The sequence below is a fragment of the Curtobacterium sp. NPDC089185 genome, assembly GCF_040685235.1.
In the GTDB taxonomy this organism is placed as follows: Bacteria; Actinomycetota; Actinomycetes; order Actinomycetales; family Microbacteriaceae; genus Curtobacterium; species Curtobacterium citri.
The window spans coordinates 190307-215700 of the sequence record NZ_JBFBHK010000005.1 but is presented as its reverse complement, the minus strand read 5'-3'; the positions used below and the strand labels follow the sequence as shown (position 1 = coordinate 215700).

General features: G+C 71.9%; 24 protein-coding genes. 14 read left to right on the top strand and 10 right to left on the bottom strand.

Annotation, left to right across the window (positions count from 1 at the left end; all coding sequences use genetic code 11):
- Nucleotides 1–17: 17 nt before the first annotated feature.
- Nucleotides 18–1130, bottom strand: coding sequence for a GNAT family N-acetyltransferase (locus AB0N84_RS07585; protein WP_289459204.1), 1113 nt, complete (start codon nucleotides 1128–1130; stop codon nucleotides 18–20).
- A gap of 102 nt (nucleotides 1131–1232) precedes the next feature.
- Here AB0N84_RS07585 and dcd point away from each other — a divergent pair, with 102 nt between their 5' ends.
- The 3 genes from dcd to AB0N84_RS07570 all read left to right on the top strand — a co-directional run bounded on the left by dcd (nucleotide 1233) and on the right by AB0N84_RS07570 (nucleotide 2779).
- Nucleotides 1233–1820 carry a dCTP deaminase gene (gene dcd / locus AB0N84_RS07580; protein ID WP_182046428.1) on the top strand — a complete coding sequence of 196 codons (588 nt, stop codon included), beginning with the start codon at nucleotides 1233–1235 and terminating at the stop codon, nucleotides 1818–1820.
- A 93-nt stretch (nucleotides 1821–1913) separates the two neighbouring features.
- Nucleotides 1914–2435 carry a helix-turn-helix transcriptional regulator gene (locus tag AB0N84_RS07575; protein WP_182046427.1) on the top strand — a complete coding sequence of 174 codons (522 nt, stop codon included), beginning with the start codon at nucleotides 1914–1916 and terminating at the stop codon, nucleotides 2433–2435.
- Complete coding sequence (locus AB0N84_RS07570; protein WP_363544858.1) at nucleotides 2432–2779, top strand: hypothetical protein; 348 nt, start codon at nucleotides 2432–2434, stop codon at nucleotides 2777–2779. Before AB0N84_RS07575 ends, AB0N84_RS07570 begins: the two co-directional genes overlap by 4 nt.
- A gap of 192 nt (nucleotides 2780–2971) precedes the next feature.
- Here the strand turns inward: AB0N84_RS07570 and AB0N84_RS07565 are convergent, their stop codons facing one another.
- The 5 genes from AB0N84_RS07565 to idi form a co-directional block, all read right to left on the bottom strand.
- Nucleotides 2972–4087, bottom strand: coding sequence for a sugar-binding protein (locus AB0N84_RS07565; protein WP_069711991.1), 1116 nt, complete (start codon nucleotides 4085–4087; stop codon nucleotides 2972–2974).
- Between the two features lie 85 nt (nucleotides 4088–4172).
- Complete coding sequence (gene mmsB / locus AB0N84_RS07560; protein WP_182046425.1) at nucleotides 4173–5465, bottom strand: multiple monosaccharide ABC transporter permease; 1293 nt, start codon at nucleotides 5463–5465, stop codon at nucleotides 4173–4175.
- On the bottom strand, nucleotides 5462–6985 hold the full coding sequence (gene mmsA, locus AB0N84_RS07555) for a multiple monosaccharide ABC transporter ATP-binding protein (protein ID WP_069712061.1): 1524 nt from the start codon (nucleotides 6983–6985) through the stop codon (nucleotides 5462–5464). Before mmsA ends, mmsB begins: the two co-directional genes overlap by 4 nt.
- 405 nt (nucleotides 6986–7390) lie before the next feature.
- Nucleotides 7391–8410: a LacI family DNA-binding transcriptional regulator gene (locus AB0N84_RS07550; protein ID WP_069711993.1), complete on the bottom strand. Its 1020-nt coding sequence runs from the start codon at nucleotides 8408–8410 to the stop codon at nucleotides 7391–7393.
- Nucleotides 8411–8554: 144 nt separating this feature from the next.
- Entirely contained in the window at nucleotides 8555–9097 is a 543-nt protein-coding gene (idi, locus tag AB0N84_RS07545) for an isopentenyl-diphosphate Delta-isomerase (protein WP_363544853.1), read from the bottom strand.
- 21 nt (nucleotides 9098–9118) lie between these two features.
- Here idi and AB0N84_RS07540 point away from each other — a divergent pair, with 21 nt between their 5' ends.
- The 7 genes from AB0N84_RS07540 (at nucleotide 9119) to AB0N84_RS07510 (ending at nucleotide 15513) form a co-directional block, all read left to right on the top strand.
- The gene (locus tag AB0N84_RS07540; RefSeq protein WP_182046423.1) at nucleotides 9119–10177 is read left to right on the top strand and encodes a polyprenyl synthetase family protein; all 1059 of its coding nucleotides are present in this window, start codon (nucleotides 9119–9121) and stop codon (nucleotides 10175–10177) included.
- The gene (locus AB0N84_RS07535) at nucleotides 10174–11091 is read left to right on the top strand and encodes a phytoene/squalene synthase family protein (protein WP_069711996.1); all 918 of its coding nucleotides are present in this window, start codon (nucleotides 10174–10176) and stop codon (nucleotides 11089–11091) included. Before AB0N84_RS07540 ends, AB0N84_RS07535 begins: the two co-directional genes overlap by 4 nt.
- Nucleotides 11088–12719 carry a phytoene desaturase family protein gene (gene crtI / locus AB0N84_RS07530; RefSeq protein WP_363544848.1) on the top strand — a complete coding sequence of 544 codons (1632 nt, stop codon included), beginning with the start codon at nucleotides 11088–11090 and terminating at the stop codon, nucleotides 12717–12719. Before AB0N84_RS07535 ends, crtI begins: the two co-directional genes overlap by 4 nt.
- 3 nt (nucleotides 12720–12722) lie before the next feature.
- Complete coding sequence (locus AB0N84_RS07525) at nucleotides 12723–13067, top strand: lycopene cyclase domain-containing protein (protein WP_363544845.1); 345 nt, start codon at nucleotides 12723–12725, stop codon at nucleotides 13065–13067.
- Nucleotides 13064–13444, top strand: a complete 381-nt coding sequence (locus AB0N84_RS07520; RefSeq protein ID WP_182046419.1) for a lycopene cyclase domain-containing protein — start codon at nucleotides 13064–13066, stop codon at nucleotides 13442–13444. Before AB0N84_RS07525 ends, AB0N84_RS07520 begins: the two co-directional genes overlap by 4 nt.
- Nucleotides 13441–14367, top strand: a complete 927-nt coding sequence (locus AB0N84_RS07515; RefSeq protein WP_182046418.1) for a prenyltransferase — start codon at nucleotides 13441–13443, stop codon at nucleotides 14365–14367. The genes AB0N84_RS07520 and AB0N84_RS07515 overlap by 4 nt, the downstream gene beginning before the upstream one ends.
- Nucleotides 14368–14469: 102 nt before the next feature.
- Nucleotides 14470–15513 (top strand): Gfo/Idh/MocA family oxidoreductase, encoded by a 1044-nt coding sequence (locus AB0N84_RS07510; protein WP_363544840.1) that lies wholly within the window; start codon nucleotides 14470–14472, stop codon nucleotides 15511–15513.
- 357 nt (nucleotides 15514–15870) lie between these two features.
- On the opposite strand, the gene AB0N84_RS07505 is transcribed toward AB0N84_RS07510, so the two are convergent.
- On the bottom strand, nucleotides 15871–16611 hold the full coding sequence (locus AB0N84_RS07505; RefSeq protein ID WP_289459198.1) for an MBL fold metallo-hydrolase: 741 nt from the start codon (nucleotides 16609–16611) through the stop codon (nucleotides 15871–15873).
- A gap of 63 nt (nucleotides 16612–16674) precedes the next feature.
- Between AB0N84_RS07505 and AB0N84_RS07500 the strand changes: the two genes are divergently transcribed.
- From AB0N84_RS07500 to AB0N84_RS07490, 3 genes are all read left to right on the top strand, one after another.
- Complete coding sequence (locus AB0N84_RS07500) at nucleotides 16675–17196, top strand: hypothetical protein (protein WP_182046415.1); 522 nt, start codon at nucleotides 16675–16677, stop codon at nucleotides 17194–17196.
- A 3-nt stretch (nucleotides 17197–17199) separates the two neighbouring features.
- Entirely contained in the window at nucleotides 17200–18261 is a 1062-nt protein-coding gene (locus AB0N84_RS07495; protein WP_363544835.1) for a YihY/virulence factor BrkB family protein, read from the top strand.
- A 67-nt stretch (nucleotides 18262–18328) separates the two neighbouring features.
- Nucleotides 18329–19027 carry an SDR family oxidoreductase gene (locus tag AB0N84_RS07490; RefSeq protein WP_363544832.1) on the top strand — a complete coding sequence of 233 codons (699 nt, stop codon included), beginning with the start codon at nucleotides 18329–18331 and terminating at the stop codon, nucleotides 19025–19027.
- A 6-nt stretch (nucleotides 19028–19033) separates the two neighbouring features.
- Here AB0N84_RS07490 and AB0N84_RS07485 read toward each other — a convergent pair whose 3' ends face one another.
- Nucleotides 19034–20608, bottom strand: coding sequence for an ABC-F family ATP-binding cassette domain-containing protein (locus AB0N84_RS07485; RefSeq protein WP_363544829.1), 1575 nt, complete (start codon nucleotides 20606–20608; stop codon nucleotides 19034–19036).
- Between the two features lie 284 nt (nucleotides 20609–20892).
- Here AB0N84_RS07485 and AB0N84_RS07480 point away from each other — a divergent pair, with 284 nt between their 5' ends.
- Nucleotides 20893–21318 (top strand): DUF3151 domain-containing protein, encoded by a 426-nt coding sequence (locus AB0N84_RS07480; RefSeq protein ID WP_182046412.1) that lies wholly within the window; start codon nucleotides 20893–20895, stop codon nucleotides 21316–21318.
- A 147-nt stretch (nucleotides 21319–21465) separates the two neighbouring features.
- On the opposite strand, the gene AB0N84_RS07475 is transcribed toward AB0N84_RS07480, so the two are convergent.
- Nucleotides 21466–24480, bottom strand: a complete 3015-nt coding sequence (locus AB0N84_RS07475; RefSeq protein WP_363544825.1) for a glycoside hydrolase family 2 TIM barrel-domain containing protein — start codon at nucleotides 24478–24480, stop codon at nucleotides 21466–21468.
- Complete coding sequence (locus AB0N84_RS07470) at nucleotides 24477–25385, bottom strand: carbohydrate ABC transporter permease (RefSeq protein WP_182046450.1); 909 nt, start codon at nucleotides 25383–25385, stop codon at nucleotides 24477–24479. Before AB0N84_RS07470 ends, AB0N84_RS07475 begins: the two co-directional genes overlap by 4 nt.
- Between the last annotated feature and the right edge of the window lie 9 nt (nucleotides 25386–25394).

Genomic DNA, 25394 nt, shown 5'->3' with positions numbered 1-25394 from the left:
GCAGCGGACGCGACCCGTCAGTCCCGGTGCTCCCAGATCCCCTCGCTGCCCACCCCGACGAAGCCGACCGCCTCGTTGACGTCGAGCATCGGCCGGTTCTCCTCGGCGTTGAACGTGACGATCGACGGCCGGCCCGGGAAGTCCCGCTCGATCGTCTCGATCCCGACCACCTTGAGCAGCCACCCGAGCCGGTGCCCACGGTGCTCACGGAGCACGAGGGTGTCCCACTGCATGACCGGGCGCTCCGGGTTCTCCGGCACCTTGAGCTGGCTGAAACCGACCAGGGCGGTGTCCTCGGCGTGCTCGACCGCGATCGTGAGCATCGTGTGCGGGCCGGTCGCCAACTGCTCCTCGGACTCGCGGACGCGCTCGCCGGTCCAGACGTCCTCGGGCTCCTGCATGTCGCCCTCGGGGGCGTCGGTGCTCATCCTCGTGTGCAGGAGCGCGAGGTCGTCGAGCCACCGGTCCGGGGTCGGGCCGGTCCAGGTGTGCACCCGGTAGCCGGGGCCGGCCGCCGTGGCCGCGCGCTCGTGCAGGGCGCGCACGACCGACCCGTCCGACGGCAGCCCGAGCCGGCTCATCCGGTTGACCTGACCGAAGCGCCAGCCGCGGCCGGTCAGGAAGCGCACGCCGGCCTCGTCCGCGGGCACGGCTCCGTGGCCCGTGGGTGCTGCGACGTACCCGGGCCCGGCTCCGGGGCCGACCTGGCGCGAGACGGCGTAGGTCTTCCACTGGGTGCGTCCCTCGGCGCGGGCGAGCTGCTCGAGGTGGTCGGCGAGCAGGGTCCCGATGCCGCGGCGCTGCCGGTCGGGCCGGACGCCGAGCGACAGCCAGCAGTTCGTCGTGCCCGGCTCGGTCCTCGAGTCGTACGCCCCCGACGCCACGACCTCGCCCGCGTCGTCGCGCACGACGAACAGGCGGCTCGGGGCCCCGGGTTCGTGGCACATCGGCAGGTACTCGGCGGGCGTCCACGAGACCTCGCGGAGTCCGTGCACCGCGAACTCGGCGGCGTCGGACACCGCGAGCCAGTCCCGGAACGCCTGCACCCGCGCCGGGTCGTCGTCCATCGTCGTCGGGACGTCGAGCTCCTCGACGGTCCAGGTGTCGGTGGTGCCGGTTGTGCCGGTCACGGGTGCCCCCTCGTGCGGCCGGTCGGACGGCCGTCGTCCGCCACCCCGGTGGGCAGCCTCGCAGCATACCGGGGGCGCGCCACCGGCCGCTAGGCTTCGTGCGTGCTGCTCTCCGACCGCGACATCACCGCCCAGCTCGCCGACGGCCGGATCGGCCTCGATCCGTACGACCCCGCCCTCGTCCAGCCGTCGAGCATCGACGTCCGGCTCGACAAGTACTTCCGGCTGTTCGACAACCACAAGTACCCGCACATCGACCCCGCCGAGGACCAGCCCGAGCTCACGCGCCTGGTGGAGACCGACCCGGACGAGGCGTTCGTGCTGCACCCGGGGGAGTTCGTGCTCGGCTCGACGTTCGAGGTCGTGACCCTGCCGGACGACATCGCCGCGCGCCTCGAGGGCAAGAGCTCGCTCGGCCGTCTCGGGCTCCTCACGCACTCGACGGCGGGCTTCATCGACCCGGGCTTCTCCGGGCACGTCACGCTCGAGTTGTCGAACGTCGCCACGCTGCCGATCAAGCTCTGGCCCGGCATGAAGATCGGCCAGCTCTGCTTCTTCCAGCTCTCGAGCCCGGCGGACAAGCCGTACGGCTCGGCCGAGTACCAGTCGCGCTACCAGGGGCAGCGCGGCCCGACGCCGTCGCGCTCGGCGCTCAACTTCCACCGCGCGGACGTCTCCCGCCGGGACTGACCCGAGCCGGGGCCGACCGGACCCCGGCCGTCCTTCGTGACACGGCGCACGTCATCATCGGGCAACATTTCGCATTCTGTGTATCGTGGCCGCATGGCCGAAGTCCCCGTCCCCGTGCCGCGGCCGATCCCGGCGTCCGAGCTGATCCGGGACGCCCGGACGCGCGCGGGGCTCACCCAGGTGCAGCTCGCCGCGCGCGCCGGGGTCACGCAGAGCGTCATCAGCACCTACGAGAACGGCCGACGGGAGCCCTCGCTCACCGCGCTGCAACGCCTCGTGCGTGCCGCGGGCTTCGAGGCCTCCATCGACCTGCTCCCGTCCTGCGCACCCCCGCCGCTGCACGACCGCGTCGCCGCGGCACGGGACGACCTGGTCGCGGCGGTGCGTCGGAACGGCGGGACCCGGCCGCGGCTCGTCCCGGCCGAGCGCCGCGCGCACGAGCGGTCCCGGCAGCGGGACGCGGTCGGGCTCCTCGTCGACCTCGAGCCGGGCGCCGGGATCTTCACGCTCATGCGGATCCAGGACGAGGCCGAGCGGTTGCTCGACGCCGAGGTCGAGGTGCTGGACGGCGCGGGCACCGACCCGGAGCGCTGTCGGAAGGCCGTGCCGCTGTGACGCCGGGCACGGGGGAGCTGCTCGACGAGGTCGTGCAGGCCTGCGCGGCCATCGAGCGGTACGTCGACGACTCGCCGCCCTCGGACCTCGTGCTCGACGCCGTCCGGATGCGGCTCGTCGAGATCGGGGTGGCGGTCGCCGCGCTCCCGGACGACCTGACGGCCTCGGAGCCGGGCATCCCGTGGGTGCGGCTCGCCGCGATCGGGGACCGCCTGACGAACGGCCGACGTCCGGTGTCGCCGCCGGTGCTGGTCTGGACCGCGCGGGTGGACGCACCGCGGCTCCGCGAGGCGGCCGCCCGGCTCCGTGACCGTCACGCGCTCCGCACCGGCCCGACCAGCTGACAGTGGGGTGTCTGCGCGAGACGCCCTTCGAGCAGCGAGACGCCGTTCGAGCAGCGAGACGCCGTCGGAACCGGCGGCGTCCGGCAGCAACGGGGGCGTCTCGCGCCCGGGACGCGGGAAGGCCCCGTCTCGCCGGAGCGAGACGGGGCCTTCTGCGGTGCTGTGGTGCTGTGGTGCTGCTGCGGAAGGGGATCAGCCCTTCTTGGCGAGCTCCTCGAGGGTGTCGTTGCCCTTGTACGCCTCGACCGCGTTCTCCTTGGTGACGAGGACCGGCGTCAGCTCGACGGCCGGGACGACCTTCTTACCGTTGTCGTTGTTCTTGTCGTCCGTGGTCTTCGGGGTCTTGCCGTCGGCGAGGTCCGACACCAGGTCGATGGCGGCCTGGGCCTCCTCGGTGGTGTTCTTGTAGATGGTCGAGTACTGCTCGCCCTGCATGATCAGCGGGATCGACGCGGTCTCGGAGTCCTGACCGGTGACGACCGGGTTCGGCTTGCCGGCCGCCTTGGTGGCGGTCAGGATCGCGCGGGCCAGGGTGTCGTTCGGCGACAGGACGCCGTCGAGCTCGGTGTTCGTGTACGACTTCGTCAGGATGTCGGTCATGCGCGACTGGGCGTTCTGCGCGAGCCAGCCCTGCGTGTTGGTGTCCGAGAAGCTGGTGCGACCCGAGACGACCTTGAGGGTGCCGTCGTCGATCTTCGGCTGGAGCACGTCCATGGCGCCGTTGAAGAAGACCTTCGCGTTGGCGTCGTCGGGCGAGCCGGAGAAGAGCTCGATGTTGTACGGGCCGTTCGGCTTCTTGGCCTTGAGTCCGTCGAGCAGGGCCTGGCCCTGCAGCTGGCCGACCTTGAAGTTGTTGAACGCGACGTAGTAGTCGACGTTCTCGGTGTTCAGGATGTTGCGGTCCCAGGCGATGACGACGGCGCCGGACTTCTTGGCGGCCTGCACCTGCGTGCCGAGCTGCGAACCGTCGGCGGCACCGATGATGATCGCCTTCGCGCCCTTGGTGACCATCGACTGGATCTGGCCCTGCTGGTCCGGGACCGGGTTGCCGGCGTTGGCGTACTGGATGTCGGCCTTGAAGCCGGCGTCCTCGATCGACTTCTCGAACGCGGCGCCCGCGAGCACCCAGTTCTGCGAGGTCTTGGCGGGGAGCGCGACGCCGATCAGGTCGCCCTTCTTGATCTGGACGTTCGAGGCGCCGCCGGTCGAGCCGGAGCCGGCGTCCGAGTTGCCGCGGGCCGAGCAGCCGCTGAGGGCCAGGCCCGCGACGAGTGCCAGACCGATGCCGGCGATGAGCTTCTTGCGCATGAGATTGCTTTCTCTTCGTTGAGGAGTGGTGCTGTGTGGTGCGGGGATCGTGCGGGCGGCCACCGGGGTGGCCACCCGCCACGTGTTACTGGACGTTGACCTTCTCGGGCTGGTCCTCGATGGTCCGCGGCTGCTGCGCGGCCACCGTGTTCTGTTCGGTGTCCTTCCGCTGGAACTGCTTCAACATCCCGCCGATCAGGGACGGACGACCCTGCGACTTCGAGTAGACGTCGAAGGCGACGGCGACGAGCAGGACGAGACCGCGGATGATCTGGACGCGGTTGGACTCGAGGCCCACCAGCGACAGACCGTTGGACAGCAGGGCCATGACGAGACCACCGATGATCGACCCGGAGATCGTGCCGATGCCACCGGCGACCGCGGCGCCACCGACGAACACGGCGGCGATCGCGTCGAGCTCCCAGCCGGTGCCGTCGGCGGGGCCCGAGGCGCCCGAGTAGCCGACGAACACCATGCCGGCGATCGCGGCGAGGACCGACATGTTCATCATGACGAAGAAGTTGACCTTGCGGGCGCTGACGCCGGACAGGACGGCGGCGTTCGCGTTGCCACCGACGGCGTAGACCTGGCGGCCGAAGATCGTGTTCTTGGTGAGGAAGCCGTAGACGATGGTCAGGACGCCGAGGATGATCGCGACGATCGGGATCGACGTGCCGGCGGGACCGGCGGCGAACAGGTACGTCGCGACGAGGGTGACGGCGACCAGGACGCCCGTGCGGACGATCGAGACCCAGAGCGGGACGAGCTCGGCCTGCATCTTCTTGCGACGCTGACGGCCGCGCATCTCGAGGAAGATCAGCACGAGGCAGGTGACGATGCCGAGGATGAGCGTGCCGTTCGAGAACCCGAAGTCCGGGCCGAAGTCGGGCAGGAAGCCCGAACCGATCTGCGCGTAGTCATCCGGCACCGGCTGCGAGGTCGAGTTGCCGATGATCTGGTTCGCACCGCGGAAGATCAGCTGGCCGGCCAGGGTCACGATGAAGGCCGGGACCTTCACGAACGCGACCCAGAAGCCCTGCCAGGCGCCGACCGCGGCACCGACGGCGAGGCCGAGGATGATCGCGGCCCATGCCGGGAAGTTCCACTGCGCCATCGACTGGGCGACGATGATGCCGGTGAAGGCCGCCACCGAACCGACCGACAGGTCGATGTGCCCGGCGATGATCACCATGACCATCCCCAGCGCCAGGATGAGGATGTAGGAGTACTGCAGGAACACGTTGATGATGTTCGTCGGCTCGAGGATGAGCCCGTTCGTCAGGATCGAGAACAGGATCAAGATCGCGATGAGCGCGATGATCATGCCGTACTGGCCGATGCTGTTGCCCTTGCCGAAGAGCAGTTTCAGGTTCTTCATGAGATCAGTGCGCCCTTCCGCGCGGAGGTCATGCTGCGCATGAGGGTTTCGGGATCGGCCTGGTCAGCGGGGACGTCGGCCGTGATCTGGCCCTCGAAGATCGTGTAGATCCGGTCGGAGAGGCCGAGGAGTTCGGGGAGCTCGGAGGAGATGAGGATGATGCCCTTCCCCTGTGCCGCGAGCTGCTGGATGATGCCGTAGATCTCGAACTTCGCGCCCACGTCGATGCCGCGGGTCGGCTCGTCGAGGATCAGCAGGTCCGGGTCGGTGAACATCCACTTGGACAGGACGACCTTCTGCTGGTTCCCGCCGGACAGCTTGCCGACGTTCTCCTCGACGGTCGGCACCTTCGTGCGGAGCATCTTCCGGTAGCGCTCGGCGACGTCGTACTCCTCGAGGGAGTCGACGACGCCGGCCTTCGAGATCTTCGGCAGGTCGGCGGCGACCGTCGAGCGCTTGACCGTGTCGAGCAGGTTCAGACCGAGGGCCTTGCGGTCCTCGGAGACGTAGCCGAGGCCGTTCGCGATGGCCTGCTGGACGTTCGCCACCTTGATCTCGCGGCCGTCCTTGATGATCTGGCCGTCGATGAAGGTGCCGTACGAGCGCCCGAAGATGCTCATGGCGAGCTCGGTGCGGCCGGCGCCCATGAGGCCCGCGAAGCCGACGATCTCACCACGACGGACGTGGAAGTTCGAGCCCTTGGCGACCAGGCGGGACGAGTCCTGCGGGTGCTGGACGGTCCAGTTCTTGACTTCGAAGAAGACCTCGCCGATCTTCGGCGTGCGGTCCGGGAACCGGCTCTCGAGCGAACGGCCGACCATCCCGCGGATGATGCGGTCCTCGTTGACGCCGTCGCCCTTCACGTTGAGCGTCTCGATCGCCTTGCCGTCACGGATGATCGTGATCTCGTCGGCGATCTGCTCGATCTCGTTGAGCTTGTGGCTGATGATGATGCTCGCGATGCCGCGGGACTTCAGCCCGACGATCAGGTCGAGCAGGTGCTGCGAGTCGTTCTCGTTGAGCGCGGCGGTCGGCTCGTCGAGGATGAGGAGCTTGACGTCCTTGTGCAGGGCCTTCGCGATCTCGACGAGCTGCTGCTTGCCGACACCGAGGTTCTTGATCTGCGTGTCCGGGTCGTCGTTCAGGCCGACGCGGGCGAGCAGGTCCTGGGCGCGCAGCTGGGCGGCGGTCCAGTCGATGACGCCGAAGCGGCCGGGCTCGTTGCCGAGGAACAGGTTCTCGGTGATCGACAGCTCGGGGATGAGCGCGAGCTCCTGGTGGATGATGACGATGCCGGCCTGCTCGGACTGCTTGATGTCCTTGAAGCGGACCTCTTCGCCCTCGTAGACGATCTCGCCGCTGTAGGTGCCGTACGGGTAGACGCCCGACAGCACCTTCATGAGGGTCGACTTGCCGGCCCCGTTCTCGCCGCAGATCGCGTGGATCTCGCCGGCGCGGACGCTCAGCGACACGTCCGAGAGCGCCTTGACACCAGGGAACTCCTTGGTGATCGAGCGCATCTCGAGCAGGGTCTCGGCGCTGGTGACGGACCTGGTGGCCAGGTCCGGTCCCTGTGGGGTTGACGCCACGGTGCATCTCCTTCTGCCGCTGCGGTGCGGCAGTCCTTCGGGTGGTGAGCTGCGGCATCGGGGGCACAGGAGTCCTGTGCGGACCCCGTTGTCGCGTCCGGTGTCCCGTTCGTGTGACGGTCATGTGACCGTTCACATCGGCGGAACGGAGGTAATTTACGCACAGCCCCGTCGCGGCTGTCAATTCGGTTCGGTCGCGTTTTCGTAACGGCCCGCGTGATCCGGCCTGATCCGCGTGCTGACGGCCCCCGAGGTGGGGTGGTCGGGCGTCGCCCGGAGCGGACGGGAGGCGCGTGGCGGGCCCGTCCCGCGCCTCCCGTCCGACGGTGGGTCGCGTCAGCGGCGGCGGGGTGCGCCCGTCGACCCGCGCACGACGAGTTGCGGCACCAGGTCGACCGGGCGGAGCGCCTGCTCCGCGGCGGGCAGGAGCAGTTCGACGCAGCGTCGACCGAGCTCGGGGAAGTCGACCTGCACGGTGGTCAGGGGCGGCCAGAGGTGCTTGGCCTCGGGGATGTCGTCGTAGCCCACGACCGACAGGTCGCCGGGGACGTCGAGCCCGTACGAGCGGGCGGCGTGCATCACGCCGAGCGCCATCGCGTCGTTCGAGCAGAAGATCGCGGTGCAGTCCCGGTACCGCAGCAGCTCTCGGCCCGCGTGGTAGCCGAAGTCTGCCGTCCAGTCACCGAGGATCGGCGGGACGACCGGCATGTCCCGGTCGCTCATCTCGCGCAGGAAGCCCTGCATGCGGGCCTCGGCCTCGATCCAGTCCCGTGGCCCGGCGATGTGCCGGACGTACTCGTGCCCGAGGTCGAGCAGGTGGGCCGTCGCGAGTCGGGCGCCCTCCATCTGGTCGACGAAGAGCGTGGTGGGGCCGTCACCGATGCTCGTCCGCAGTGCCACGTAGGGCGTCCGCATGCCGAGCTCCTCGATGAGGTCGAACACGCGCTGCTGCGGGGCGATGACGATGATGCCCTCGACGTCCTGGTCGAGCAGGTGGCCGAGGCCGTCCCGCACCGCGACGTCGGTGGCGTCGGCGATGTTCGCGGTGGTGACGGAGTACCCGCGGGTGACCGCCGCGTCCTCGATCGCCTGCATGGTCGCCGCCGGCCCGTAGTGCGACCGCTGCGCCGTGAGCACGCCGATCGTGTGCGTCCGGCTCGTGACGAGGGCACGCGCGGCCCGGTTCGGCCGGTACTGCAGCTGCTCCATCGCCGCGCGCACGCGCTCGCGGGTCTCGTCGCGGATCGCGCCGGAGTTGTTGAGCACCCGCGACACGGTCTGGTGCGAGACGCCGGCGACCCGCGCGACGTCGCGGATGCTGGGCGAGCGCGGTTGTTCTGTCCGCGGTGACGCCATCGTTGCTCTCTCCCGCCCGGGGCCGTGGCACCTCGATGTGCACGTTCACATTCCGAGCCAGATCATTATGCACGTCCGCGGCCTGCGCACCAGCCGTGGTCCGGCGGTGCCCGCGGCGGACGGGGCGGGAGTGGTGCCGAGGGGTCAGCGCGTGACGCGCAGGCCCTGCTGCTCGAGCTCGGCGAGCTGCCAGCCCAGCCACGGGCTCCAGGCGAAGGGCGTGCCTGCGACCGAGGCGCGCAGGTCGTCCTCGGAGACCCACGCGTACTCGGCGACCTCGTCGTCTGCGGGGGTCGGCACGTCGTCCGTCACGGCGCGGAACACCGGGCAGACCTCGTTCTCCACGATGCCCGAGGCGTCGACCGCGCGGTAGCGGAAGTCGGGGAGCACGAGCTCGACGTCGCGGACGGTGATGCCGAGCTCGCGGGAGGCGCGTCGCGCGACGGCGTCCTCGAACGCCTCGTCGGGGCCGGGGTGCCCGCAGAACGTGTTCGTCCACACCCCCGGCCACGTCTTCTTGGACAGCGCGCGGCGGGTCACGAGGACCAGGCCGTCGGTGTTCCGCACGTGGCACGAGAACGCGAGGTGGAGGGGCGTGTGGTCGGTGTGCACCGCGAACTTGTCCGCGGTGCCGACCGGGGTGCGGTCCTCGGCCAGCAGGACGACGGTTTCCGGGAAAGTGTTCATCTGCCCCGATAGGTTAGGCCAATGAGCGAGGAAGCGGCCACCGTGACGCACATCGACCTCGCACTGGTCGACGAGTGCATCGAACGCTTCTTCGTGGTGTCGTCGGCTCGTGCCCGTCGGTTCGGTCGACCGTCCGAGGAACTGTGGCGCGTGCTCCGTCGCGCGAGCATGGGCGGCAAGCGCTTCCGGCCGCGCATGGTCCTCACCGCGTACAGCGGCCTCGGCGGGACCGACGCCCACGCGGCGGCCAACGTCGCCGCCGCCTACGAGCTGCTCCACACCGCGCTCGTCGTGCACGACGACGTGATCGACCGTGACTGGTCCCGGCGCGGCGAGCCGAACGTGGCCGGGTCGTTCCGCGACACCGGCACCACCGGCGGCCTCGCCCTCCCGACCGCCGAGCACCGCGGGATGAGCGCCGCCGTCATCGCCGGCGACCTCGCGCTCGCCGCCACCACGCGCTTCGTCGAGGCCTCGGGTGTCACCGGGGACCGTCGGACGCGGCTGCTCGAGATCCTGGACGACGCGGTCTTCGCCAGTGCCGCGGGCGAGATGACCGACGTCGACCTGGCGCTCGGCGTGATGCCGTCGGTCGACGAGGTCCTCGCGATGGAGCGGGCGAAGACGAGCGTGTACTCGTTCGAGGCGCCCCTGCAGTCCGGGGCGGTCCTGGCAGGCGCGTCGGACCAGGTGGTCGAGGCGCTCGGCGCGTTCGGCCGCGAGATCGGCATCGCGTACCAGATCGTCGACGACCTGCTCGGCGTGTACGGCGACGAGACGGTCACCGGCAAGTCGGTGCTCGGCGACCTCCGCGAGGGCAAGCGCACGATGCTCATCGCCTACGCGGCGACGACCGACTGCTGGGACGACATCGCGCCGTACCTCGGCGACCCGGACCTGACCGAGGAGCGCGCGACCGAACTCCGTGCGACCCTGGAGACCTGCGGCGCCCGGTCGGCGGCCGAGTCCCGGATCGCCGAGCACGCCGCACTGGCCCGTGCCGAGCTGTCGGCGCTGCCGTACGAGCTCGCCGATCGACTGGAGCACCTGGTGTCCGAACTGCTGGAGCGCGTGCGGTGACCCAGACCGCACCACCGCGTCTGCCCCTGTACGACGCGACGGCCGAGGCTGCGTCCGGCGTCGTCATCGAGCGCTACTCGACGTCCTTCGGGCTCGCGAGCCGGCTGCTCACCAAGGACACCCGCGAGCACATCCGGAACGTCTACGCCCTGGTCCGCGTCGCCGACGAGGTCGTGGACGGCCCGGCGACCGAGGCGGGGCTCGACCACGACCTCGCCCGCACCGTGCTCGACGAGCTCGAGGCGGACACCGAACGTGCGATCGCGCTCGGCTTCTCGGTGAACCCGGTCGTGCACGCGTTCGCCCGCACCGCCCGCGTCACCGGGTTCGGCCCCGAGCTGACGAAGCCGTTCTTCGCGTCGATGCGGATGGACCTCGAACGCACCGAGCACGACCAGGAGTCGTTCGACCGCTACGTCTACGGCTCCGCCGAGGTGGTCGGCCTGATGTGCCTGCGCGCGTTCGTGCACCGCGCCGGTCGACCGACGTTCGACGACGCCGTCCTCGTCGACGGCGCGCGGGCCCTCGGTGCGGCGTTCCAGAAGGTCAACTTCCTGCGCGACCTGCACGCCGACTTCGAGGTGCTCGGTCGCTCGTACTTCCCGGGCGTCGACGTCCGCACGTTCGACGAGGCGACGAAGCGCCGCCTGGTCGCCGACGTGCAGGCCGACCTCGACCGCGCCGCGCTGACGGTGCCGCTGCTGCCCGCCGACGCCCGCAAGGCCGTCGGGCTCGCGCACGCGCTGTTCCAGGAGCTCAACGACCGCATCGCTGCCTGCCCGGCGGAGCGGCTCGTCACCACCCGGGTCCGGGTGCCGAACCCGGTGAAGGCGCGGCTCGCCGCGCAGGTGCTCGCCGGACGCGCGCCGCTGCGGTCCCGGGCGACCGCCCACCGGCCGGGAGGCTCCGCATGACCCCGCAACGCGCCTCCCGTCCGACCGCACCCGCCCCGAAGCGCACGGTGCCGGCCCGTCGTGCGGTGATCGTCGGCGGCGGCATCAGCGGACTGGCGTCCGCCGCGCTGCTCGCCCGCGACGGCTACGCCGTCACGGTGCTCGAGCAGCGCGACCAGCTCGGTGGCCGCGCCGGGTCGTGGGAGCAGGACGGATTCCGGTTCGACACCGGGCCGAGCTGGTACCTCATGCCCGAGGTCTTCGACCACTTCTTCCGGCTGCTCGGCACCACCGCCGACGCCGAGATGGACCTGGTGAAGCTCGACCCGGGCTACCGCGTCTACAGCGAGGGCCACGACGAGCCGATCGACCTGCTCGCCGACCGCGAGGCGAACATCGCGCTGTTCGAGTCGATCGAGCCCGGTGCCGGCGACCGGCTGCGGAAGTACCTCGACTCCGCCGAGGACACCTACGCCATGGCGGTGCGCCGCTTCCTCTACACGACCTTCCAGGACCTGACGAAGCTCGCCGCCCCGGACGTGCTCCGGCGGCTGCCGAAGCTCGCGCGCCTGCTGCTCCAGCCGCTGTCGACCTTCGCGTCGAAGGCCGTGCGGGACCGTCGGCTCTGGCAGGTCCTCGGCTACCCGGCGGTGTTCCTCGGCACGAGCCCGTACGCGGCGCCGAGCATGTACCACCTGATGAGCCACCTCGACCTGGCCGACGGGGTGCTCTACCCGAAGGGCGGCATCACCGAGGTGATCGCCGCCGTCGAGCGCGTCGCCCGCCGCGAGGGCGTCACGATCACCACCGGCGCGCCGGTCGAGCGGATCGTCGTCGAGGACGGGCACGTCACGGGGGTCGTCCACCGCGACGCCGCGGGTTCGTCGCACACCGTCCCCGCCGACCTCGTCGTGAGCGCCGCCGACCTGCACCACACCGAGCTGCAGCTGCTCGACGCCGAGCACCGGACCTTCCCCGAGCCGCACTGGCGGAAGCGCGACCCCGGGCCGAGCGCCGTGCTCGTCTACCTCGGCGTCGAGGGCGAGGTGCCGGGGCTGCTCCACCACACGCTCGTGTTCACCGCCGACTGGCGGGCCAACTTCGGCGCGATCTTCGGGAAGGACCGGCACGTGCCGGACCCCGCGTCGATCTACGTCTGCGCGCCCTCGCTCACCGACGACTCCGTCGCGCCCGAGGGGTCGAGCAACCTGTTCGTCCTCGTGCCGCTGCCCGCCGACCTGTCCATCGGGAAGGGCGGCATCGACGGCGCCGGCGACGCCGAGGTCGAGCGGATCGCCGACCGGGCGATCGCGGTCATCGCCGAGCGCTCGGGCGTGACCGACCTGCGCGACCGCATCCGCGTCCGGCGCACCATCGGCCCGCAGGACTTCGCGGACGACTACAACGCGTGGAGCGGCTCGATGCTCGGGCCGGCGCACACCCTGGCGCAGAGCGCGTTCTTCCGCGAGGCGAACGTCTCCCGCAAGGTGGAGGGGCTCTACTACGCCGGCGCCTCGACCACGCCGGGCATCGGTCTGCCGATGTGCCTGATCAGCGCCGAGGTGCTGCTCAAGCGCATCCACGGCGACACCTCGACCGAGCCGCTCCCGACGCCGCTGCCGGCGCCGGCGGCCGCCCCGGTCGCGTAGCCGATGCCGGGCGTCTACCTGATCGGACTCGTGGTGTCGATCGCCGGCATCGCGGTGCTCGACGCCCGGTACCGACTGTTCTTCTGGCGGAGCCCCCTGCGGGCGGCGGCCGTGATGGTCGTCGGGCTCGTCTTCTTCCTCGTGTGGGACGTCGCCGGCGTGCACCTCGGCGTCTTCTTCATCGGCCGGAACGACCTGCTCACCGGGGTGCTGCTCGCCCCCGAGGTGCCGCTCGAGGAGGTCTTCTTCCTCGTGCTCCTCTGCTGGACGACGATGGACCTCTTCGGCGCCCTGCGTCCCGTCGTCGCGCGGCGGCTGGAGCGGACCGACGGGGGGTCCCGCTCGTGACCGGGACGGCGACGTACGCGCTGCTCGCGGTGCCGTTCCTGGCCACCGCCGCACTCGTCGCGGTGGCCGCCGGCGCGGTCGCCGCCCGTCGTCGCGGTGCCGGCGGCCGCCGGGTCGGGATCGTCAGCGCCGTGGTCGCCGGGGCCGTCCTGCTCGTCATGACGGGCGTGTTCAACAACGTGATCGTCGGGCTCGGGATCGTCGCGTACGACCCCGCGCTCGTCTCGGGGGCGCGGATCGGGCTGTTCCCCGTCGAGGACCTCGCGTACTCGATCGGGGCCGCCCTGCTGCTGCCGAGCTGCTGGGTGCTGCTCGAGCGCCCGGTACGGTCGGAGCGCCCGGGCCAGCCCACCCACCGACCGGAGGAGACCCCGTGACCGTGAGCCGTGCCTCCCGACCGTCGACCCTGCGCGCACTCTTCGTGTCGTCGCGGCCGATCAGCTGGGTGAACACCGCCTACCCCTTCGGTGCCGCGTACCTGCTCGGCAGCGGGGTCGGCCTCGACGGTGGTGGCGGGTTCTCGCTCGTCGCGTTCATCGTCGGTGTCGTGTACTTCCTCGTGCCGTACAACCTCGCGATGTACGGCATCAACGACGTCTTCGACTACGAGTCGGACCTGCGGAACCCGCGGAAGGGCGGCGTCGAGGGGGCCCTGCTCGACAAGAGCGTGCACCGCGCCACGCTGTGGGCGGTCGTCGTCACGAACGTGCCGTTCCTCGTCGCGCTCGTCGTGCTCGGCGCGCTGAGCGGCAACGGTCCGTGGTCGTGGGCCGTCCTGGCGATCAGCGTCTTCGCGGTCGTCGCGTACTCGGCGCCGGGCCTGCGGTTCAAGGAGCGGCCGTTCCTCGACTCCCTCACCTCGTCGACGCACTTCGTGTCGCCCGCGGTGTTCGGTCTCACGCTCGCCGGTCCGCACTGGACCGGGCAGCTCGTCGCGGTGTGCGTGGCGTTCTTCCTGTGGGGGGTGGCCTCGCACGCGTTCGGTGCCGTGCAGGACGTGCTCGCCGACCGCGCGGGCGGCATCGGCTCCGTCGCGACCGTCATCGGGGCGCGGGCGACCGTCCGCCTGGCGTTCGTGGCGTACCTCGTCGCGGGGGTCGCGCTGCTGTTCTCGGCGTTCCCGGGGCCGATCGCGGCGGTCGTCGTCGTGCCCTACGCGCTGAACGTGCTGCCGTGGTGGAACGTCACCGACGAGGGGGCGGAGTCGGCGAACGCGGGCTGGAAGCGCTTCCTGTGGATCAACTACGTCGCGGGCGCCGTCGTCACGATGGCGCTCATCGGGTACGCCTTCACGCACTGACGGCCGTCCGCGCCGCGCCTGCGGGCAGCGTCCGAGGCCCCTGACAGACTGGAGGGACGCGCCACGGGAGCCGTGGTGCGCCGGTCACGAAGGAGTGCACGCATGACGGTCCGCATCATCCACGTCGGTCTCGGAGGGTGGGGCGGCAACTGGGCCCGCACCGCCATCCCGCAGGTCACCGAAGTGGAGGTGGTCGGGCTCGTCGACCCGGTCCCCGCGACGCTCGAGGCCGTCCGCACGGACCTCGGGCTGCCCGCGACCGCCGCCTTCGCCTCGCTCACCGAGGCGCTCGCCGGGGTCGAGGCCGACGCCGTCGTCATCACCGCGCCGGCGGTGACGCACGTGCCGCTCGCGCTCGAGGCCCTCGACGCCGGCAAGCACGTGCTCGTCGAGAAGCCCTTCGCGAACTCCACCGACGAAGCCCTGCAGGCCGTCCGCCGTGCCGAGGAGCTCGGCCTCGTGCTGCAGGTCAGCCAGAACTACCGCTGGTACCCGGCGCCCCGGGCGGTCAAGGACCTGCTCGCGGCACGGACGCTCGGCGAGCTCTCCGCGATCAACATCGACTTCCGGCAGTGGGACAACGACGCCCCGGTGGAGACCTACCCGCACTACCGGTTCCCGCACCCGATGATCAACGACATGGCGATCCACCACTTCGACCTGATCCGGATGGTGACCGGGCTCGAGGCCGTCCGTGTGTACGCCCGCGCCTCGTACCCGGAGCACAGCAAGTACCAGGACGAGGCCGTCACGTCGATGATCATCGAGCTCGAGGACGGCCTCGTCGTGAGCTACCGCGGCAGCTGGCTCTCGCGCGCACCCCGGACCGCGTGGGCGGGGGAGTGGAGCATCCAGGGCGAGGACGGCGAGCTCTGGTTCACGAGCCGTGACGGGTCGCCGAGCGAGATCGCGGGCGACCGGGTGACGCTGCGGGCCGACCAGGACGCCGAGGCGGAGGCCGTCGAACTGCCGACGCTCGAGCACACGGACCGGCAGGGCGGGCTGCAGGCCTTCGCGCGCTCGGTCGAGGGCGGCCCGGCGCCGGAGACGAGCGGGCGCGACAACCTGCGGAGCCTCGCGGTGATGGAGGCAGCGGGGCGCTCGGCCGTGTCCGGCGTCCCCGAGGACGTCGTCCTGCCCGAGTAGCCCGTGCGGGCCGAGCCGGGCCGAGCCGCGCCGAGCCGGGCCGCTCGGGCGCGCGCTCCCGAGTGCGCCCGGTCGGATCGGGCCTACCTGGTCGGATCGGGCGTACCTGGTCGGACGGTTCCACCAGGTACGCCCGATCGCACCTGCCATCGCGGCCGTCCTGGGAAGGAACGGGCGCGCCGACCTGCGCGCGCACCCGCGGCACGGACGTCCCACCCGACGGACGGGAGGCGCGTGGCGGGCCCGCACCGCGCCTCCCGTCCCGCGGGTGGGCACGAGACCCGCGCTGGGCGACAGCCCTCGTGCGTGCGAGCGCGAGGATCGTCGCTGGGCCCGAGACTCGGCCTGACCCGCGCGCTACGCGGCGCCGGCGGCGCGACGCGCCTGCGCGACCGCCGCACGCACCCCGCGCGAGAACGCGGGGCCGTGGCCGGGCAGCACGTGCCGCGCCTCGGTGTCCTCGAGGCGGGACAGCGACGCGACCGCGGTGTCCACGTCGGCCGTCGCGGCCGGCGCGACGATCCGCGGACCGATCCCGCCCGTGTACGGGTCGAGCGTGACGAGTGCGTCGCCGGCGATCACTGCGTCGCGGTCGGCGAAGTGCAGCGCGACGTGGCCGTCGGTGTGGCCGGGCGTCTCGATGATCCACGGGTTGCCGGGGACGTCCGCGCGGGACACCATCGGCTCGGTGTCGTCGATCCCGTCGACCGTCGCCGCCCCGGCGAGCAGCATCCGGCCGAGGGGAGCGAGCCCGCCGGGGTGCACCGCGACGAAGCCGAACCGGTTCGTCTGCGGACGGTACGAGTACGGGTGCGCCGCGAGGTCCCGGTCGCCCGGGTGCACGTACACCGGCGTGCCCCACTCCCGGTGCATGCGGGCGGCGGTCCCGACGTGGTCGAAGTGCCCGTGCGTGAGCAGCAGTGCCTCGACCCGCGCGGGCGTGTAGCCGAGGTCGTGCACGGCGAGGAGCAGGTGCGGCCACGCGGCGGGGAGTCCCGCGTCGACGACGAGCAACCGGTCGCCGGTCTCGACGAGGTAGGTGTTGGTGTGTGCGATCTCGAGGCGGTGGATCCCCTCGGCGACGTCCCGGAACAGCATGGCCTGCACCGTAGACCGCGGCCGCTGGAGGCGGGTCCGGCCCCCGCCTGGTAGGCACGATGCATGGCCAAGGACAGCATCCCCGAGCTGGAACTCGCGAACGTGCGCACGCGTGAGCGCCTCACCGACAGCGTCACCGAGATCCGGCGGCGCTCGGACGTGCCCGCGCGCACCCGGCTCGCGGTCGCGAAGGCACGGCAGCGCTGGCACCGCGACCCCACCCCGCTCGTGGCCATGGGGGTCACCGCAGCGGCCGGCATCGCCGCGATCGTCCTCGGCACGCGCATCGGCCGCACCGACGCCGGACACCTCGACCGTCCCGCGGCATCGACGGCGTTCACCGCGCTGCTGCCGTTCGGCCCGCGCGGCGAGCTCGACACCGACCAGACGAAGGACGGCCGCAAGGGTCGCAAGGCCCGCCGGAAGGCCGCCGAGGAGTCCCTCGAGCGCGACCCGGTGCACAAGAACCGGGTCAAGCAGCGCGCGGGCATCGCCGCGGTGCAGCGCCGCGCCACCAAGAACCGCAAGCAGGCCGCGAAGCGGTCCAAGGCGGCGGCGAAGGCCGCGGCGAAGGTGAAGGGCTAGACCATGGCGCGCAAGGACCACGACCTGCGGCAGGACATGCAGCACAAGCCGGCGCCGGACGACCCCCGGAAGCCGGACAGCCCGACGGACCTCACCAAGCCGTCGTTCACGTACACGCTCAAGAAGACGCTCCGCGAGTTCTCGAGCGACCAGTGCACCGACCTCGCCGCGAGCCTGACGTACTACACGGTGCTCGCGCTCTTCCCCGGGCTGCTCGCGGTGGTGTCGATCCTCGGGCTCGTGTCGAACCCGCGGGACACGATCGACAGCCTGCTCGAGATCATCACCAACGTCGGTGGCGGGCAGGTCGCCGACCTGCTCCGCAGCCCGGTCGAGGGTCTCGTCCGCTCGCCCGCCGCCCCGATCACGTTCATCGTCGGTGTGCTCGGTGCCCTCTGGTCGGCCTCCGGCTACGTCGGCGCCTTCGGCCGCGCGATGAACCGCATCTACAACGTGCGCGAGGGCCGGCCGATCTGGAAGCTCCGCCCGACCATGCTCGGCGTCACGGTCTTCACTGTCGTGCTCCTCGTCATCGGCCTGCTCGTGCTCGTCTCCGGACCGCTCGCCCGGACGTTCGGTGACGTCATCGGCCTCGGTGACGCCGCCGCGCTCGTGGTGTCGATCGTGCAGTGGCCGATCCTGCTCGCCGTGATGATCGTCGTCGTCGCGGTCCTGTACTACTGGGCGCCCAACGTCCGCCAGTCGAAGTTCAAGTGGGTCAGCGGCGGTGCCCTGGTCGGTATCGGCATCTGGATCATCGCCAGCGTCGGCTTCGGCTTCTACGTCGGGAACTTCTCGAACTACAACGCCACGTACGGGTCGCTCGGTGGCGTGATCGTGTTCCTGCTGTGGATCTGGATCACGAACAACGCGTTGCTCTTCGGCGCCGAGTTCGACGCCGAGCTCGAGCGTGGCCGCCAGCTGCAGGCCGGCATCCGCGCCGAGGAGGACATCCAGCTCCCCGAGCGCGACACCCGCCAGATCGAGAAGCAGGACGAGAAGCACGCCCAGGACGTCCTCGAGGGCATCCGCATCCGCGAGAGCGCGGGACGCTCGAAGGACTGACGCACCACCGCCACGGCCTGGAGGCGCGGTGCGGGTCCGCCCCGCCTCCTTTCGTAGGGTGGGACGCATGACCGACACCGCGCCTCCCGTCACCCGTCCGACCGCACTCGTCACCGGGGCGACCCGGGGGATCGGCCGCGCGATCGCGATCGAGCTCGGGCGTACGCACCACGTGTTGGTCGGTGGCCGGACGGCATCCGCGGTCGATGCTCTGGTGGCCGAGCTGCCGAGCGCGGCACCGTTCGTCGGCGACCTCGGTGCCGGTGACGTCCCCGCGCTGCCGGATCGGCTCGACGTCCTCGTGCACAGTGCCGGCGTCGAGCAGGGCACCCGGATCGCGGACACCCCGCGCTACGTGTGGGAGCAGGTCTTCGCGACGAACGTCTTCGCGGTCGCCGAGCTCACCCGGCTGGCGCTCCCCGCGCTCCGGGCGGCGCGCGGCATCGTCGTGCCGGTGAACAGCGGGTCGGGCTTCGTCGCCGGTCCCGGTGGGGGCGTGTACGCGGCGTCGAAGTTCGCCCTCCGCGCGTTCGCCGATGCCCTGCGCGAGGAGGAGCGGGCGTCCGGCGTCCGGGTGTCGAGCGTGCACCCGGGCCGGACGGACTCCGACATGCAGCGGGCCCTGACCGAGAAGCTCGGCGAGGACTACGACACCGCCTACTACCTGGCGCCGGAGGACGTGGCGGCAGCCGTCCGCACCGTGGTCGACCTGCCCGAGCGCGGCACGATCGAGTCCCTGGCGATCCGCCCGACCCGGAAGCGCTGACCCGGGCTACACGAGCTCGAGCCGCGCCGTCAGCGACAGGCGGTCGAGGAACACCTCGTCGTGGCTGACCACGACGAGGGCTCCTCGGTACGCCCGGAGCGCGTCGACGAGCTGGTCGACGCTCGTCAGGTCGAGGTCGTTCGTCGGCTCGTCGAGCACCAGGAGCTGCGGGGGCGGGTCCGCGAGCACCAGGGTCGCCAACGCCACCCGGAAGCGCTCGCCGCCCGACACGGTCGCCACCGGGCGGTCCACGGTGTCCCCGCGCACCAGGAGTCGCGCCAGCTGGTTGCGGAGCTCGGCATCGGGGACGTGGCTCGCCGCCCGACGGACGTTCTCGAGCACGGTCGCGCCGTCGTCGAGGGCGTCCCGCCGCTGCGGCAGGTACCCGATCGGGTCGACGTGCGGGGCCGCGGCGGTGTCCGGGAGCGGGTGCTCGCGCGCGCCCGGCAGCCCCACGAGCTGCTCGAGCAACGTCGTCTTCCCGACACCGTTCGCCCCGGTGACCGCGACGCGCTCGGGCCCCTGCACGACGACCGACCGGCCACGCACGGTGACGGTCGCGATGCGCCGTGATGCGGGGACCCGCGGGTCGGGCAGCGTGACGTGCAGCGACTCGTCGTCGCGGAGTCGCAGCTCGGCCTCCTGCACCGCAGACCGTGCCTGCGCCTCTGCCGAGCCGTGTGCCGCACGCAACCGACCGGCGGTCTGCTCGGCCTGCTTGCGCTGCTCGTTCGCCAGGATCTTCGGCATCGAGCGTGCGGCCTCGCGGCCGGCCCGGGCACGGCGGGCGATCTTCGTCTCCGCCTCGATGCGCTGCCGCTGCTCGGCACGGTGCCGTTGCTCGGCGACCCGGACCTCGCGCTCGACGGCGGCCTGCTGCACGGCGAGGTGCTCCTCGTAGGCGCTGAACGTCCCGCCGAACACCGTGGCCGATCCCGAACGCAGCTCGACGGTCTCGTCGACGTGCTCGAGCAGCTCGCGGTCGTGGCTGACGACGACGAGCGTGCCGTTCCACCCGTCGACCAGGTCGAGCAGCGCGGCGCGGGCCCGTCGGTCGAGGTTGTTCGTGGGCTCGTCGAGCAGCGCGATCGGCCGGCCGCGCAACCGGATGCCGGCGACGGCCGTCAGGACCGCCTGCCCGCCGGACAGCGTCCCGACGGGCCGGTCGAGGTCGGCGGCGCCGAGCCCGGGGACGCCCGCGAGCGCGGCGGCGGCCCGCTCCTCGACGTCCCAGTCGTCGCCGATCGCGTCGAAGTGCTCCGGCGAGGCATCGCCGCCGAGGACCGCCCGGAGCGCGGTCAGGGTCGCTCGGACGCCGAGCAGGTCGGCGACGGTGTCCCCGGGGCGGCCGTGCAGCCGCTGGGGCAGGTGGTCCACCGGACCGGAGGTGCGGATCGAGCCGGACGTGGGGTGGAGCCGGCCCGCGGCGAGCCGGACCAGCGTGGACTTGCCGGCCCCGTTCCTCCCGACCAGGCCGGTGCGGCCACGGCCGAAGGCGGTTGTGAGGTGGTCGAGCGCGACGGAGCCGTCGGGCCAGGTGAAGGTGAGATCGTCGAGGACGACGGACGGTGTTGCGGGCATGGGTGTGCCTCCCGGATCGTGAGCTGGGCGCACGACACCGGACCCGCGGCGACCGGAGGGGTCGGCGCGCGGAGCGCCCGACGGGGCGCGACGATCACGGTGTCAGCGCGAGGACTGCGCGGTACCGGTGATCGACAGCAATGCGGCTCTTCCGTCGGGGACCCCCGTGACCGCCACCCGTGCTGCCGGTCGGTCTCCCGCCCCGGCGGCCCCGCGGTGACGACGAGGTGTCATCCACGGTACGACCGGACCCGGCCGGGGGCAAGAGGTGACAGGCTGGACGCATGCCGGAGAACCTGCTGCCGAACCCGACCGCGAACCCCGCGACCCTGCTGCCCGAGGAGCCGGAGGTGACCGCCGCGCTCGCCGCCGACGCCCCCGTGTCGAGCGTCGTCGTGTCGCACCCGTCCTCGAGCCTGGCGTGGGCACTGCTCGCCGACGAGGCCTGGGAACGCGGCGCCACCCTCGAGTCGTACGCCTACGCCCGCGTCGGGTACCACCGCGGCCTCGACGCGCTGCGGAAGGCCGGCTGGCGCGGAGCCGGTCCGGTGCCGTGGTCGCACGAGCCCAACCGCGGGGTGCTCCGGGCGCTGTTCGCCCTGCGCCGCGCGGCCGAGGCGATCGACGAGCCGGGCGAGCCCGAGCGGCTGACGGACTTCCTCGACGCGTCGGACCCCGAGGCGCTGCGCGCCCTCACCGCGGGGGAGTAGCGCGGGGCGGGGCGCCCGCTGCACCGTGCCCCACGCACCCCGAACAACCGGAGGCACCTCGCGCCACGGAAGTCCGTGGCGCGAGGTGCCTTCGGTCGTGCGCGAGCGAGCCGCGCCACGAGCACCCCGCCGCGCGCCCGCCCCGCCCTACCCGAGCACCACGCTCCACGAGAACGCCTGCGGCCACAGCTGGTGCTCCGGCAGCACGTCGAGCCCGCACGCCCGCGACCCGAGCCCGTGCTGCGCCGCGTCGAGGTACAGGTACGTGTGGTCCGGCGTCGGCAGCTCGTACGGGTGCATCGCCCGCCCGACCTGCTGCGCGGTCCAGGGCGTGAGCGTGAACCCCGCCCGGTGCGCCCCGACGGTCGACACCGTGAACGGACCCACCGACAGCGCACGCAGCCCGGGCCGGTGCCCGGTCTCCTGCGGCATCGAGTAGTCGACGGTCAGCGCACGCACCGGCGCCGAGAAGCGCCCGACGCGTGCAGCCCGCGACGAGTCCGCGTACGACTCCGCCGGCCCGGTGCCGAACCACGAGGCCTCGCCGTCGACCAACGACGCCGGCAGGTCGAACCGCACGCCGACCCGCGGCCACGTGACGTCCCAGGCGCCGAAGGGCACCGCGTCGGTCTGCAGGAGCAGTCCGTCGTCCGTGAGCGTCCAGCGGTGCGTCACGTCGACGCCCCACCCGCTGTTGGCCGCAGCGACCCGGACCCGCTGGACCAGTCCGGACGAGCTCCGGTCCACCGACACGAGCCGGTGCGTCAGCCGGTCGAGCCCCCGCTCCCGCCACCGCACGGCCGACGCCGGTGCGTCCGGATCACCGACGCCGCCGGTGAGCACGGGGTCGGCGGTCTCGTAGCCGCCCTGCGAGGCGAGGCTGTCGTTGTCCGTCGGTGCACGCCACAGCTCCAGGCGCGGCCCGGCCACCTCGTGCCCCTTCCAGGACACCAGGTCACCCCGGGCGCTGAAGGTCCCGTCGCCGAGCACGTCACCGTCCCAGCCCTCCCGGGAGGCGCGGGGCACGTCCGCAGCCCGCGACGCCACGAGCCGCTGGCTGCGTGCCACGACGTGGCCGGTGTCCGCCCACGCGGTCGGCCCCGCCAGTTCCACCGTGACCTCGAACCACAGCTCGTCCGCGGGTGCGAGCTCGGCCGTCGCGGCGGCGAGCACCTCGTCCGGCACCGGCACCGTGGCCGACTGCCGGGCGGCGACCACGCCGGGGGCGAAGCGGCCGGACGACTCGACGACGCCGTTCCGCGAGAGGGTCCAGCAGAACCGCAGCCCCGCGGTGGAGGCGGAGTGGTACCGGTTCTCCACGAGCACGGTGCGGTCGCCGAGCGCGACCCGGACCGGGGCGACGACGGCCGCGAACTCCGCCAGGCCCGGGGTCGGGGTGTCGTCGGGCAGCACGAGGCCGTCCATCACGAAGTTGCCGTCGTGCACGACCTCGCCGAAGTCACCGCCGTACGCGAAGTAGTCCTGGCCGTCGGCGGTCCGTGCGAGCAGACCGTGGTCCCGCCACTCCCACACGAAGCCGCCGTGCAGCCGCGGGTACCGGTCGACCAGGGCCTCGTACTCGGCGATCTGCCCGGGGCCGTTGCCCATCGCGTGCACGTACTCACAGTGCAGGAACGGCTTCGAGCGCTGCCGTGCGGCCTCGGCCGGACCGCACCCGAGCAGCGGGGTCTCGGGACCGCCGCCGATCGACTCGGTCTCCTGCAGCGTCGGGTACATCCGCGAGTAGACGTCCGTGTAGGCGCCGGTGTAGTCGCCCTCGTAGTGCACGGGGCGCTCGTCGTCGCGGTCGTGCACCCACTGCGACATCGCCGCGAGGTTCCGCCCGGTGCCGGACTCGTTGCCGAGCGACCACATGACGATCGACGCGTGGTTCTTGTCGCGCTCGACGGTGCGGGCGATCCGGTCGAGGTACGCGTCCCGCCAGGCCGGGTCGTCAGAGGGGTTCCCGACCCAGTCGGTGAAGAGGAACCCGTGGGTCTCGAGGTCGCACTCCAGCACCACCCAGAACCCCAGCTCGTCGGCCAGGTCGAGCACGCGCGGGTGCGGCGGGTAGTGCGAGGTGCGGATCGCGTTGACGTTGTTCCGCTTCATGAGCACCATGTCCGCGCGGGCGTGCTCCTCGTCGAAGACCCGGCCGCGCACGGGGTGGGTCTCGTGCCGGTTGACGCCGTGGAAGACCACGCGCTCGCCGTTCACGAGGAACCGGTCGCCCTCGATCGCCACGGTGCGGAAGCCGAGCCGCAGCGACACGGTCTCGCCGCCGTCGCGACCGCCGGCGTCCGTGCCGGTGGCGACGGTGGCGTCGTACAGCCTCGGGACCTCGGCACTCCACGGTTCGACGCCCTCGACGGTGATCGGCGCGACGTCGTCGGCCGACCGCCAGGTCACGTCGACGCCCAGGTCCGGCACGGCGAACCGCACCGGGAACGCGGCGTCGAGCGTCGGGAACGTGATGGTCCCCGTGCCGGTGCCCGGTCGTCCCGAGGCGGCGGTGCCGGCGGTCGCGGCGTCACCGAGGGTCGCGGTCCAGCCGGCGCGCACGAAGACGTCGTCGATCGGTGCCGTCGGGCGGGCGAGCAGGGTGACGTCGCGGAAGATGCCGGGCAGCCACCACTGGTCCTGGTCCTCGAGGTACGAGGCGGCGCTCCACTGGTGCACGCGGACGAGCAGCTCGTTCGTGCCGGGCACGAGCAGCGGGGTGACGTCGAACTCGGTGGCGAGCCGGGACCCGGTCGACCACCCCACCTCGGTGCCGTTCAGCCACACGCGGAAGTGCGACTCCACGCCGTCGAAGCGCAGCAGCACCCGGGCGGCACCGTCGAACGACGCGGGCAGCGAGAACGTGCGCCGGTGGTCACCGGTCGGGTTCTCCTCCGGCGGGTGCGGCGGGTCGATCGGGAACGGGTACTGCAGGTTCGTGTAGCTCGGCGCGCCGTGCCCGTGCAGGACCCAGTGCGACGGCACCGGGATGCTGCCCCACGTGTCGTCGGCCCCGGGGAGCGGCACGTCGGCGACCGGCGACCACCGGAAGTCCCAGTCGCCGTTCAGCGACGCGCTCGGGGCGTCCGTGTGCAGCGAGGCCCGCGGGGCGAGCCGCGAACCGGAGCCGGGGGTGGTGGAGGCGAGTGCAGCGATGGTCAACCCTTGACCGATCCTTCCGTGAGGCCCCCGCGCCAGAAGCGCTGCAGGACGATGATCGCGATCACCAGCGGGATGACCGAGACGAGCACCCCGCCGGTGGTGAGCTGGTAGAACTCTGGCAGACGATCGACCTGTGCTCGCCAGTTGTTGAGGCCGAGCGTGATCGGGTACAGCTTCTGGTCGGCCAGCATGATGAGCGGCAGGAAGAAGTTGTTCCAGATGCCGACGACCTGGAACAGGAACACCGTCACCAGGGCCGGGGTCAGCTGCCGGAGCACGATGGTGTGGAAGATCCGCAGCTCGCCGGCGCCGTCGATGCGGGCCTGCTCGAGGAGCGCCGTGTCGACCGAGGCGGCGGCGTACACCCGGCAGAGGAACAGCCCGAACGGGGAGACGAGGCTCGGGATGAGCACGCTCCAGTACGTGTCGGTCAGGCCCATCGTCGAGAACAGCAGGAACAGCGGCAGCGCCGTCGCGGTCCCCGGCACGAGCACGCCGCCGAGGATCGTCCCGAACACGAGCTGGCGCCCCCGGAACTCGTACTTCGCGAGCGCGTAGCCGCCGGCCGCCGCGAAGTAGGTCGCGAGGACCGCACCGACGCCCGAGTACAGGACGCTGTTGGCGATCCACCGGACGAAGATGCCGCCGTCGTACGAGAAGACCTGCTGGATGTTGCTGAACAGGGCGAACTCGCCGCCGAACCAGAACCCGTTCGTGCTGAACAGTGCGCCGGTGGTCTTCGTCGCCGCGATGACGACCCAGTAGAGCGGCACGAGGAAGTAGACCGCGACGACGACGAGGATCGCCGTCACGACGATCTGCGAGCGGGGTGAGCGGTCGAGCTTTCGACGCTGGTGCGCCGTGATCGACGTGGTGTCGACGGGCTCTGCGGCCCGCTTGGTCACCGGCGCCTC

Excerpts from the sequence above, each read along its gene's own strand:
- AB0N84_RS07575 (WP_182046427.1), top strand. The coding sequence starts at position 1,914 with ATGGCCGAAGTCCCCGTCCCCGTGCCGCGGCCGATCCCGGCGTCCGAG.
- AB0N84_RS07565 (WP_069711991.1), bottom strand. The coding sequence starts at position 4,087 with ATGCGCAAGAAGCTCATCGCCGGCATCGGTCTGGCACTCGTCGCGGGC.
- mmsB (WP_182046425.1), bottom strand. The coding sequence starts at position 5,465 with ATGAAGAACCTGAAACTGCTCTTCGGCAAGGGCAACAGCATCGGCCAG.
- mmsA (WP_069712061.1), bottom strand. The coding sequence starts at position 6,985 with ATGCGCTCGATCACCAAGGAGTTCCCTGGTGTCAAGGCGCTCTCGGAC.
- AB0N84_RS07550 (WP_069711993.1), bottom strand. The coding sequence starts at position 8,410 with ATGGCGTCACCGCGGACAGAACAACCGCGCTCGCCCAGCATCCGCGAC.
- idi (WP_363544853.1), bottom strand. The coding sequence starts at position 9,097 with ATGAACACTTTCCCGGAAACCGTCGTCCTGCTGGCCGAGGACCGCACC.
- AB0N84_RS07540 (WP_182046423.1), top strand. The coding sequence starts at position 9,119 with ATGAGCGAGGAAGCGGCCACCGTGACGCACATCGACCTCGCACTGGTC.
- crtI (WP_363544848.1), top strand. The coding sequence starts at position 11,088 with ATGACCCCGCAACGCGCCTCCCGTCCGACCGCACCCGCCCCGAAGCGC.
- AB0N84_RS07525 (WP_363544845.1), top strand. The coding sequence starts at position 12,723 with ATGCCGGGCGTCTACCTGATCGGACTCGTGGTGTCGATCGCCGGCATC.
- AB0N84_RS07510 (WP_363544840.1), top strand. The coding sequence starts at position 14,470 with ATGACGGTCCGCATCATCCACGTCGGTCTCGGAGGGTGGGGCGGCAAC.
- AB0N84_RS07505 (WP_289459198.1), bottom strand. The coding sequence starts at position 16,611 with ATGCTGTTCCGGGACGTCGCCGAGGGGATCCACCGCCTCGAGATCGCA.
- AB0N84_RS07500 (WP_182046415.1), top strand. The coding sequence starts at position 16,675 with ATGGCCAAGGACAGCATCCCCGAGCTGGAACTCGCGAACGTGCGCACG.
- AB0N84_RS07495 (WP_363544835.1), top strand. The coding sequence starts at position 17,200 with ATGGCGCGCAAGGACCACGACCTGCGGCAGGACATGCAGCACAAGCCG.
- AB0N84_RS07490 (WP_363544832.1), top strand. The coding sequence starts at position 18,329 with ATGACCGACACCGCGCCTCCCGTCACCCGTCCGACCGCACTCGTCACC.
- AB0N84_RS07485 (WP_363544829.1), bottom strand. The coding sequence starts at position 20,608 with ATGCCCGCAACACCGTCCGTCGTCCTCGACGATCTCACCTTCACCTGG.
- AB0N84_RS07480 (WP_182046412.1), top strand. The coding sequence starts at position 20,893 with ATGCCGGAGAACCTGCTGCCGAACCCGACCGCGAACCCCGCGACCCTG.